General features: G+C 57.3%; 9 protein-coding genes and 1 pseudogene. 6 read left to right on the top strand and 4 right to left on the bottom strand.

Annotated elements, in window-relative coordinates:
• From K288_RS51485 to K288_RS0140570, 3 genes are all read right to left on the bottom strand, one after another.
• On the bottom strand, nucleotides 1-248 hold a 248-nt coding region (locus K288_RS51485), incomplete at its 3' end, for a transposase (protein WP_152535927.1).
• 489 nt (nucleotides 249-737) lie between these two features.
• The gene (locus K288_RS0140575; RefSeq protein ID WP_027584541.1) at nucleotides 738-1817 is read right to left on the bottom strand and encodes a macro domain-containing protein; all 1080 of its coding nucleotides are present in this window, start codon (nucleotides 1815-1817) and stop codon (nucleotides 738-740) included.
• Nucleotides 1817-2458 (bottom strand): DUF4433 domain-containing protein, encoded by a 642-nt coding sequence (locus K288_RS0140570; protein ID WP_043162087.1) that lies wholly within the window; start codon nucleotides 2456-2458, stop codon nucleotides 1817-1819. The genes K288_RS0140575 and K288_RS0140570 overlap by 1 nt, the downstream gene beginning before the upstream one ends.
• A 1055-nt stretch (nucleotides 2459-3513) precedes the next feature.
• On the opposite strand from K288_RS0140570, the gene K288_RS51480 reads away from it, so the two are divergent.
• The 6 genes from K288_RS51480 to K288_RS53875 all read left to right on the top strand — a co-directional run bounded on the left by K288_RS51480 (nucleotide 3514) and on the right by K288_RS53875 (nucleotide 10786).
• The gene (locus tag K288_RS51480; RefSeq protein ID WP_201449807.1) at nucleotides 3514-3807 is read left to right on the top strand and encodes a hypothetical protein; all 294 of its coding nucleotides are present in this window, start codon (nucleotides 3514-3516) and stop codon (nucleotides 3805-3807) included.
• Nucleotides 3808-3821: 14 nt separating this feature from the next.
• Nucleotides 3822-4520 carry a nucleotidyl transferase AbiEii/AbiGii toxin family protein gene (locus K288_RS0140560; protein WP_027584538.1) on the top strand — a complete coding sequence of 233 codons (699 nt, stop codon included), beginning with the start codon at nucleotides 3822-3824 and terminating at the stop codon, nucleotides 4518-4520.
• A gap of 10 nt (nucleotides 4521-4530) precedes the next feature.
• Nucleotides 4531-5547, top strand: a complete 1017-nt coding sequence (locus tag K288_RS0140555; protein ID WP_027584537.1) for an IS1595 family transposase — start codon at nucleotides 4531-4533, stop codon at nucleotides 5545-5547.
• Between the two features lie 969 nt (nucleotides 5548-6516).
• A complete protein-coding gene (locus K288_RS0140550) occupies nucleotides 6517-6783 on the top strand; it encodes a hypothetical protein (protein WP_152535926.1) in 267 nt (88 codons plus the stop codon).
• Between the two features lie 979 nt (nucleotides 6784-7762).
• Nucleotides 7763-9280 carry a long-chain-fatty-acid--CoA ligase gene (locus K288_RS0140540; protein WP_027584535.1) on the top strand — a complete coding sequence of 506 codons (1518 nt, stop codon included), beginning with the start codon at nucleotides 7763-7765 and terminating at the stop codon, nucleotides 9278-9280.
• 189 nt (nucleotides 9281-9469) lie between these two features.
• Complete coding sequence (locus K288_RS53875) at nucleotides 9470-10786, top strand: peptide ligase PGM1-related protein (RefSeq protein WP_027584534.1); 1317 nt, start codon at nucleotides 9470-9472, stop codon at nucleotides 10784-10786.
• A gap of 91 nt (nucleotides 10787-10877) precedes the next feature.
• Here K288_RS53875 and K288_RS51475 read toward each other — a convergent pair.
• A pseudogene (locus tag K288_RS51475) lies at nucleotides 10878-11113 on the bottom strand (transposase); the annotation flags it as partial.

The following is an 11113-nucleotide window of genomic DNA, read 5'->3' as shown; positions in this document are numbered from 1 at the left end:
AACGACAGCGGCTCCGCCGAAGCCGGCAGCACCAACTGGCCCAAACGCGCCCGGCGCCGCCAGTCGTGCACCTGCTGGGGCCGGCAGCCATGGCGACGGGCGACGTCTGTGACAACCGCCCCCGGCTCGAGGCTTTCCGCGGCAATCTGTGCCTTCAAATCATCCGGCCACCGCTTGCGACCTGCGCCAGCATACACTTCGATACGCGGCGACAACGGTCGTCTTATGTCATCCGAATGGTCGTCCATTGTAAGCACCCTTGCTGAAGATGACTCTTCTAACGGTGCTCTTAAGACCCCGCACAAACAATCCGACGGGCCTCTGCGCTACGCTTACCATGCATCAGCTGATGCCGGTCACACAGACGGCGCAGTTCAACTGGTGCTCCATGTCGCCCACCTGCTTTTGTCGTACAAATCCGGCGTGGGCGAGGTCGGCTTTCCGTTTACTCGCCGACAGACCGCCTATTCAGCAGGGAGAACGGAAGACCGAGCTGCGCACTGGCGCGTGGTTCGGCATCCCTCTACGCCGCCGAAAACTCGTTTTCGGCAGCGAGCTGGCGGATCATTGCCGGTCGGCAGGGCGTGAAAGATCTCGTGGTCTGGAGGCAAGCTCCACGACATGGTAAGCGTCAAAGAGCTTTTCGCCTTAGTCAATTCCTTGGTTGTATCGTCGCGCTTTTTAGCCAGTAATTTGCCCAGGCGATCGCGCAAGATAACCTGCGGTAGCGCGCCCGATCAGTTGAAGGTCACTAGCCGCTCAAGCGCAAGGTCGACAAGGCGATCCTCGAATAGCTTCAGCTTTCGCGCTGCCGACGTCTCGCCGCCTGTCCACGTCTTAAGCGCTGTCTTTATCGAGTCCCGATCCGCAGCGACGCCGTCCTTTTGGATGAGCCAGTCGATCGTTGCCAGAAGCTCCATGCCCAATGGAGATTCGAACCCGTCAATCAGCTCCGCAGTCGCTTCAAGTGCAGGCAGGAACGCCTTTGCGTCACCCGATCCCAGATAGGCGGCAACCTTGTCTCGCTTGGCGTCCTCAAACCAGATCACATCGAATGGACCAGCATCGCCGATGCGTTTTCCGCAATGCAGATAGCTGCCGTCGAGGCCATTAAGCAGGTGGGTCAGTCGAGGAGCGTACGGGCCATATTTATCCGCTTGAAAGCGCAGATCGAGCGGGTTCTCCAATCCCAGCTTCTCGATGCTGCGTTCCAGAAAGTACGCCAACTTTTGGATTTCGAGTAACGAGCACTCGATTCCGAGTATCCAGTACCTGCGAACCAGCTCGGCGACGAGCGCGCGCGCCGGCGTCAGCTTCTCGACCCCTGCGCGTTTCGACACATTTTGGTATTGGTCCGTAGGCTCATAGACGACAATGCTGACGTCGTTAAGCGCCCCGAGCGCAGCCTCAATCTTGGGACGAACGTCGGGCCAATTGAGACCTCCGTTCCCGCTCCCGAGCGGCGGAATAGCAATCGAGCGTATCTTCTTTTCAGTGATGACGCGTTTCAGATCTTCCAGACCAGTTTCGATCCACTCTATTTTGGAGTCGCCACGCCAATGCTGCTTAGTCGGGAAATTGATGATCCATTTCGGTCCGATCAATGCCTGGCGTTCGGTAACGAACATCTGGCCGACCCTAACCTCCTTCTTCTTGCAGGCAGTCTCATATGCTTTGAAGTTCTCCGGGAACGCCTCTTTGAACGCCTCTTTGAACATCAAGGCGATGCCCTTCCCCATCACACCGACGGTGTTGACGGTATTGACCAAAGCTTCGGCTTTGGACTCGAGAAGATTGCCGCGCGTAAATTCGATCATCAGAAATACCAACCGGGCTTCTTGACCACTTTCATGGTCTGGTTGCGTTGCGCCAATGCGGCATTCAGAGACTTGAGCACATCATCGTTGTAGCAGACGAGGCCCGACATAGCATTGACGGGCAGATGCTTGTGGACAAGGGCTTTCGCCTGATAGCGCTCTTTTTTCGACGGATCGTCCGGATCAGTGCGGAAATCCCGCCGCTGAAGCATGTCCCAATCGACCTGGTCCAAGCGCGCAATATCCGAATAGAACTGCGCCGCAGCAAGGTACGCATGCCGATCCGTGAACAGGAACGGAATCTTCCTGGCTTGCAACGTCCGTAGTGACGAAACCATGACGACGATCTCGTCGTTGTTGCGCTGTCGAATGCCGCCCCACCCAGTCTTGATGTTGTACATCATCGGCGAAAACGGCGTGAAATAGAACGGTATGTAGTCACTCAGTGTTCCGGACGGTGGCGGCACGACAGGATGCTTGTCCCGCTTGCTGATCAGATCGCGATTTCCGATCTCCACGAAGTTAGGATCCAACACTTTCGAATTCTTGCAATGCAGGCCGTTATCCAGAATCCACGGGACATTGTCCCTGTGAACAATCCGGAAAATGAGAGCGTTCTCTGGCGTGAGATCCTTGGACACGGCGGCGACTCGCAGATTTACGTCGCCACACCGTAGGCAAACCACCTCGCTAGGCATATAGAACAAAAAGCGAACAAGATCAAGGCGATTTATTTGGCGCTAGATGGTTCACCCAACGAGAGCCTCCGCAACTGTCTGTTGTTAATCCCCACACCAGACAGCCTTGGGTGTCCCTCCCGAACCCGGGTGGTTATGATCGTTTCCGACAAACGAACGATTCTTGAAAATGGGGCGAACGCGAAACCCAAAATCGTTAGACTGGCGAGCGTGTTCGGGATTCAACCAGCGGAGGGCCCAGGAGGTGCTTGGGTCGAGTTCGGCCAACCTGCGCATGTCGACGACCGGCCGGCCACGCTCTCTTTTGATCGATAGCTTCTCCCCTGCCTTGTTGATCGGTGCTGGTGCGTCAATCACGTCAGGCATTCCTGTCGCGGCAAAAACCGTCGAGAGGGTCGCGAGATGGGCTTGGTGCAAGGAGAACGGCTGACAACCCAGCGACCTCTCGATCAGGCGTTCCGACTATTGGCCTGGCTCACTTGGCAGCCTTGGTACAAAGCGAATGTCGGCCACGCCGACCTGTATCCTGATGCAATTGACAATTTGCTCGGTGTGAAGACTGACCGCCGTGAGTTTTTTTAACAGCTCATCAACCCTCCGGAAAGATCCCCTTCGCTTGGAGATGTCGCGCTGACTCGGATTTTCCATCAAGGCTGAATTTCGACCGTTCTGACCACAAACTTTGATATGCCTGGCAAGAGCGGCCATCCAGCATAATCGATCATATCGGCTCGTGAGCATCAGCACTTCGGCTGATTACAACATGTTCGAGAACACGCACGCTAGCGAGCGACCGTCAACGTCTGAAAGGGGTTACGCCGCCCGCCCTGATTTGCTGCCGATCGAAAGAATATCGCTCCTTGTCGCGTGGACTGCTTTGAATAGATAGTTTCGCGAGTTCGTCGCGAAAGGCCTCGAGTCGCGACCATTGGAGCAAGCCTATCCGGTTGACGCCCACACCAATTAGTGCTAGTTTTCGGAGCACTGGAGATGCCGCAATGAACGAAACTGTTCGAAGTTCGGAAATGCTGCGGCTTGCGGCCAAGTACGTCTGGTGGACGCCGCCCGATATCGTTGTGTCCGAAGGAATGTCCAGGCTCGTTGCTAATGTGATGGAGATGGGCACCTGGGAAGACGCCGCCGCGCTCATCGAATGCGTCGGAATTGATGTGTTCAGGGAAGTTCTGAAATCTCCCCCAGCTGGCGTAATCTCCAACCGATCGCTCGCTTTTTGGCATTATCGATTGGGCGGGCGTGGAACACCGCCGAAGTCGCGCCGACGGTTTTCCTGAAGCTGGATTTGCTTATGGTGTTTACGCCGCGCCTCGACATTCTACCCCCTGCTCAACGCGGCCTATGGCCTCATCTCGTCCAAGTGGCTGGCCACTTTGTCCTATATGGCGGAACGGCGATTGCGCTTCGGCTAGGACATCGCCAATCCGTCGATTTCGACTTTTTTTCGGACGTTGATCTCGACGATGGACAAAAGCACAATCTGCTGAATGAAATCGCGTGGCTCAAAGGCGCCTCCGTACTGCAAAACGAGAAGGATACGTTGACAGTCAGCGTCGATCACATGGGCGCGCCGATCAAGGTGTCATTCTTCGGGGGCGTGAAGAACGGTTGCGTATGTGAACCGGACAAGACCGACGACGATGTCCTGTGCGTCGCGTCGATGGACGACTTGTTCGCACATGAGCTCAAAGTGATTCATGATCGGGCCGAAGCCAAGGATTACCAGGACATCGCTGTCATGCTTGCAAACGGGCAGAACCTGCCGCGCGGACTAGCCGCGTTGGAGGCCCTTTTCGGGTCGAGTGTGCCTCCGATGATCACGTTGAAGTCGCTGGCCTACTTCAACGACTTGAACGAGCCGTGGCGCCTTACTGACGATATGAAGTCCACGATAACGACGGCCATAAGCGATCTCCCGAATACCTGGGGAAAGATGGCCGTTTTCTCGCACACGCTTTGTTGCCGGGATTCGAAAGATCCGAAGCCATAGTCGCAGCTTGATGGATATCTTTCAGCACGACGACCTGCCGTTCCCGCAGTCTCTGCCGGAGTTCCAGAGATTATTCCCCGATGACGCGGCTTGCGCTGGCTACCTCGAAAAGGTCCGTTGGAAGGATGCGTTCGTTTGCCCTCATTGCGGAGTTTCCGGCTCACCATTCCGCTTCACCAACCGCCCAGGGGTCCTGCGCTGCCGCAACTGCCGGAAGAATACCGGGCTAACTGTGGGCACGGTGATGGAGCGCTCGCATACGCCGCTCAGTGTTTGGTTCTGGGCGGCGTATCTTGTCTCCAGTCAAACGCCCGGCATGTCCGCCGCGCAGTTCCAGCGCCAGATTGGATTAAAGCGCTACGAGACGGCATTCCAGATCCTGCACAAGTTGCGCGCCGGTATGGTGCGGCCAGCCCATGACCGCATCGGTGGGCGCGCCAACGAGCATGTCGAAGTCGACGAAACTTGGGTTGGCGGACGCACGCGTGGCGATGGCCGCGGCGTCCACCGGAAGACGCTAGTTGCAGCCGCTACCGAAGTCCGTCAACGTGAACCGGGGACCAAACGCGACGCGCGCAGGAACGGATGCCACGCCGGGCGGATCCTGCTCGCGGTCATTCCAGACCGTAGCGCCAGATCACTATGCGGCTTTGTTGAACAAGCCGTCGCGCCTGGGACGAAGATCGTCACTGACAATTGGTCCGGGTACGCAGATCTCACCAAGCTCGGGTATGACCATCATGCGGCCGCGGAACGGGGTGATCCGCGAGTCGCCGAGGAGCACCTGCCGATAGTTCATCTGGTGTTCGCCAACTTGAAGACCTGGCTGATCGGCACCCACCACGGCGTCAGCCCGCAGCACCTGCAAGCCTACCTCAACGAATTTATCTTCCGGTTCAATCGGCGGTTCTATCCGTTCAACGCCTTCCGCTCTCTACTCGGCATCGCTGGCGAAGCCGCCGCGCCGACTTACGAAGAGCTTTATTCCGGCGAATGGCGTCATCCTACGTGTCGCGACGATGGATGAAAACCCATCATCATGATGCGCAACTTGGCGCCACGGTCCATAGCGTTCAATCGAAACCATAGTCATTTTCTCCATGGGGAATTTGGCGCTTAGTGTTTGAATCAGCCTGTTGACCTATGAGATCCTTACCAAGAAATCGATTGACTCGCCCGTTCGGTTCGTCACCTCGAAGTGCGCGGCCGAGGCTTCCCCATCTATTTACGCACCAATCCTGAACGACCGGCTCGGAACGGGGCGAAAGTCGAGCTTCAGGTCAAACTGGATTCGAGCGTTGGGACGTGACTTGTTCTCGCCGTCACTGAGCTGAATAGAAGCAGCATGTCTTCATTCGGTGTCCGCTTTCGTCGAGAACATAATCGTGGCTCGAGAACCGACGCTTCGGACGGCCGTAAGTCGGTCAGCGACAGCACAAAGTATCTTAGGATCTCGGCGCTAACTACGGTCCGGGCGCGGCCCAGATGCTTTGAGGAATTGCGGTGCTTTTTTCTATTTCGTGTGGTTGCTGCTCCTGAAGATCCACGAGTTTGGACATATTCGCACGACAAGCCAAAAGGGGCTTGAATCGTACGTAGCGTCACGTTGTACGGTTTCAAAGTAGTCGCGCCGGTTTCCCTGTGTCAGATGTCCCAAGGAAAGTATGGATCGTCGAATGTCTCGACCTGTTAGGTTCACGAGGCGGTCACGATTCTCGAGCACTCCAGCGAAAGCCAGGCTCTTGACGCGGCTTACACGCCGGATGGAGCGCCGTCGCCAGCGCACTTGGGGGCGGAGCAGGACGAGCGCTTCGACATCAGGGACCGATGTGTTCGCCTCGCCGTTGCCGGACGGGAAACGAAGCTCAGTTCGAAATCATCGTGGGTATTCCGGGCGGTTTTGCGTAGGACGCGTTTCAAAACAAGCGCAAGCTTCTGTTTGGCATGTTGAAGGAGTTGTACGAGCGCATCACGGTCGGAGCTCACAAATGAAGTCTTGAAGCAAAGAACATTTCGGGCGCGGCTTGATGCGGTCTCCGACACATCTCTGTCGATTTTTCTTCGAGCAGGGATGGCGGGCGACTGTGAAGGGCTCTGCGATGCAGAGACTCAACCGGCGCTGTACTTCTGTACTGATCTGGATGCCACAGAGGAGATCAAGTCAGAGCAGTTCAAAGCAGATGTGGATCCCAAGCGCTTGCGCGAGGTCCTCGTTCGTGCGGGCCGGCTGGCCTCTCCCCTGGCCAGCACAGGACCGCGCTGAGTTCGGAACGGCGTTTTGGTCTCCGTACAGCTCACCGGGAGCTGGTGCGGCGACAAAATGGCCTAAACGTAGAAAGGTCAAACCGGCTGCAGAAGTTCTCAACGAGCTTTAGCGGCAAGTTGTCGTTCGCCACGACCGGCGCGACAATCAGTGAGATTGCCCGGTATCTCGGAGCGGAAACGTGAAAAAACCAGATGGCTCCAAGAAGGTCTTGCTAGTCGACCACACTGAAGGCCAGTGCCGGGCCATTGTTGGCTTCAAAGATGGAGATCCCGGAGCCGCCTTTATGTGCGGCGAGCCTGTATTGAGGGGATCATGGTGCGCTTATCACCATAGTCAGATGCACGCAGGCCCTGTCTCGCAGTACGCGAGCAGCAGCCTGCACGTCAGATTACATCGACCGTACCTCGGCCTCATGATATCATCCGCATTCTCGTGCGGAGCCCCTGACGGGGGCGTGCCTCGCCGGCGAGGTTAGATAAGGAAGTTGTGGTGGCGCTCGACGAGAGACGAGCCCGCGATTGACCAGCAAGCCAGGACCTGGCGAGCGCGGCATCTCCACGACCGCCTCTCCCCGCTGGCACGCACTAGGAGCCCCGTCCGTGGAATCCGAAATGTAATGCCCATGGCTGGCACCAAACAGCATCGCATGATTGATGTACCGCACGGCCCTTGCTCGCCTGCAATGTATGCAGCGAATATGTCGAGCGCGAGTCCACCGAGCGCGAGCAAGCGCACGGGATTGATTGTTGCTGGCGTCCCGGCGGCTGGCGTGATCAGCGGCGAACACCAGGGCACGCCGTTGCGAGCCGCTGTGCGCGGGAGAAATGCGGGCCTGATGATCGCCCGCGCCTGAAAGTCAATCGAAGGCGGTAAAACCGTAATCCAGACCTTCCAAGGGAGTTGGGGAGCTCTTGCCCTGATCGCGTTGGCAGGGGCGGGAGGTATTATACAAGCTAGACGAAATGGACGGTTGATGATGAATCTCTGCACCCTGATTGAACGCAATGCGGCGTTCGCTCCCGACAAGCCCGCGATTCATTTCGAGGGTGATACTCTAAGCTACGCCGCCTTCAATCGAAGGATTGAGCAGGTCGCGCGCGCCCTAAAAGGCCAGCTCGGTGTCGAGAGAGGCGATCGCGTCGCCATCCTTAGCCTCAACCGGCCTGACTACCTGGTGCTGCTCTATGCCTGCGCGCGGCTCGGCGCAATGCTCGTGCCATTGAACTGGCGGCTTGCGGTCGCTGAGCAGCTTTTCATCCTGTCCGACGCCGCTGCCAAGGTGCTGGTGCTTGAACACGCCTTCGAGGCACTCTTGCCCGGGCTGGCGGAGCAATCGCCCGATACCTTCGTCGTCGGCCTCGACTTTGCGCCCAATGGCGGAAGCAAGTGGGATGACCTGTTGGACCGAGGCCGCGGCGATGGTCGCAATCCGCACACGGACCTGTCCTGCCCACTTCTGATCGTCTATACTTCGGGCACCACAGGGCGGCCGAAAGGCGCTGTGCTGCGCCAGGAGGCCTTGCTGTGGAATGGGGTTATGAGTCAGCACATGCACGGCCTAACCTCGTCCGATCATGTCCTGACAGTGTTGCCGCTGTTCCACGTCGGCGGCCTCAATATCCAGACCACGCCTGCCTTGCATCACGGCGCGACGGTGACCATTCACAGGCGTTTTACGCCAGAGGCGACGCTTGCTGCGTTCGAGCGCAACCGGCCCTCGCTAGCCGTGTTGGTGCCTGCCACGATACAAGCCCTGACCGAGCATCCTGGCTGGCCGACGAGCGACCTATCCTCGGTTAAGGCAATTTCCACTGGCTCCGCCATGGTGCCTCAACACTTAGTCGCACGCCTTGTCGCACGCGGGGTAGCGGTGCTGCAGGTTTATGGCTCTACGGAAACTTGCCCCATCGCTATCTATACGACGCTCGAGGGCGATGTCTCGCGTGACGGTTCGGCCGGTTTGCCTGGCCTATGCTGCGAAGCGGCGATCATCAATGATGCCGGCGAGAAGTTACCGCCAGGCACCCCAGGCGAGATCGCAGTGCGCGGGCCCAATGTCTTCTCCGAATATTGGGGCAATCAACAAGCAACGCGCGAGGCGCTGCGCAACGGCTGGTATCACACTGGCGACATCGGCCTCCGCGATACCAATGGATATTTTTGGGTCCATGATCGCAAGAAGAACCTGATCATTTCTGGCGGAGAGAACATCTATCCGGCGGAAGTCGAACGCGTGCTTATGGAGCACCCCGCTGTCGCCGAATGCGCCGTCGTCGGTCGGCCCGATCCGCGCTGGGATGAAGTGCCGGTCGCCTATGTGATCAGGCGGTCGGAGGCCCGGGTTGACGCGGAGGCGCTGACGGCGCATGTCCAGTCCCGGCTCGCCCGCTTCAAAACTCCGCGCGAAATCATTTTTACCGAAGAATTGCCACGAACGGCGTTGGGCAAGATCCAGCATTTCATGCTCAAAGACCTCGAGGCGCGATCAAGTTAGCAAGTAGGCAGCAATTGAGCGGGATTGTACGCTGGCAACAATTCCCCTGCCGCCCGAAGGCGATCTTGCGTGTCGAAGCCAAGAACTCGTTTTCAGTCTACTCGTCTACAAAAATGCGCTTCTGCGAGTTGATCGTCGTGGACGCGGCGCTTTTGGTCCAATAACGCCAAATAACCGGGGAGCGCGTTGATGCCGCGGATCCTGATCATGAATGCGGGTAACGCCCAAATGTCCGGCGCCGACCTGACGGCAACCCAACTTTCGCTTGCGGCCAAGTCGGCTTGGCGCTCCACATGGTTTGCACAGCAGGGCGACCTAATAGTCTCTCCGGTAGCCATCCCAGCGGACCTGCTGCACTACATCGGTGCGACGCTCAACTTCGACCCATCGACCGTCATGGTGCTGATGCCTGAGAAAACCCAGGAAAACACGGTCCTTGATGATGTCACTCTGCAGTCCAATACGATCCTTGAACGAATCAGACGCCACATCGTTCAGAGCGCAGATTGGAAACTCCGTCCTTGCTACTCCACCGAAGGCGTTGCGCGCGTAGCCGCGATACTTGGCATACCGCAGAACGGGGACGACTTCGCTCTGCAGCGAGGTCCAGATCTATTGAACCGCAAGAGTCACTTCCGTCAATTGGCAACGAGTGTCGGACTTCCGCTGCCCAGTGGATGCGTAACGACAAGCTCAGACGAATTGCTGAGAGCGGTCAATTCCTTGAGGTTTGAAACCGGCATGGTCATTGTAAAGCTAGACAATGGAGCGGGCGGGGTCGGAAACATTATACTGAACGGCAACGACAGCGTTCCACTACCTGGGGCAAGAGAAACCCGGCGAGTCCTTTGGCCATCGTTTGACCCTGACGCACTCTGGTCTGACATAACAACCCCTTCGTGTAAGACGGTGATCGTCGAGTCGTACCACTTGGCCCGTTCAATGTTCTACCTTGAGTTCGAAATCGAGGAGAAGGGCTCAATTGCGTACGTCAACAGTGGAAACATACGTCTGCGTCGAAGCGAAGACCGATCCGAAAAGGCTCTCATCTGGACTGGATTAGAGCTTCCAAGCGACTTGAGCAATGAGCACTGCTCGACCGCTTACGCGCACGCCCATCGATTTGTAGAGTTTGCACGGATGTTGGGATACCGCGGAATGATCAATATCGACGCCATTTTCTCCATCGACGGGAAGCTGCTGTTTAATGAAGCGAACGGTCGGTGGGGTGGCGGCTCGGTGGTACACAGCATTGCTGTCCGGTTGCTAGGACCCGACTACTCCAATTCTTATGTGGTTTCATCTGTACGTGACGTCCGATCGAGGTCTCTCCGAACAGCAATTGATTATTTCGCCAATGAAGGACTTCTGTTCGATAGTACACACAAGGAAGGAGTGATACCGCTTGCTGCCGATCAAGAGGCCGGCACGGTGGAGTGCCTCGTGATGGCACGCGACAGGCTGGCGAGCCGCAATTTGGAGCACCGACTATTGACGATGCTCTGATTGTGATCATTGGATCATGTCCGTGCTCTTGGGCATCTCTCGTTCCATTCGATCCAGAGTTGGAAACGATAGTAATCTGCATGAGCCCCCCACGCCGGCCGCCATTTTTGAGACTCGCCGCGATGATCACCGCGACCGAGACGATGCGGCCATTCTGGCGGACCTTCACGTAGGTGGCGCCGATCCACAAATACGGCCAGTCGCCCTCGATCGGACCGCGAGGAAGACCTTCACCTTCTCGTCGATCTCACCGCAGAGCCGGCTCACCCGGCTCTTGGAGATTCCGGTCATGCCCATGGCCTGCACGAAATTGTCCACCGAACGGGT

This window comes from Bradyrhizobium sp. Ai1a-2 (assembly GCF_000426245.1).
Taxonomy (GTDB): domain Bacteria; phylum Pseudomonadota; class Alphaproteobacteria; order Rhizobiales; family Xanthobacteraceae; genus Bradyrhizobium.
The sequence above is the reverse complement of the archived record's forward strand: the minus strand, read 5'-3'. Positions and strand labels throughout refer to the sequence as shown.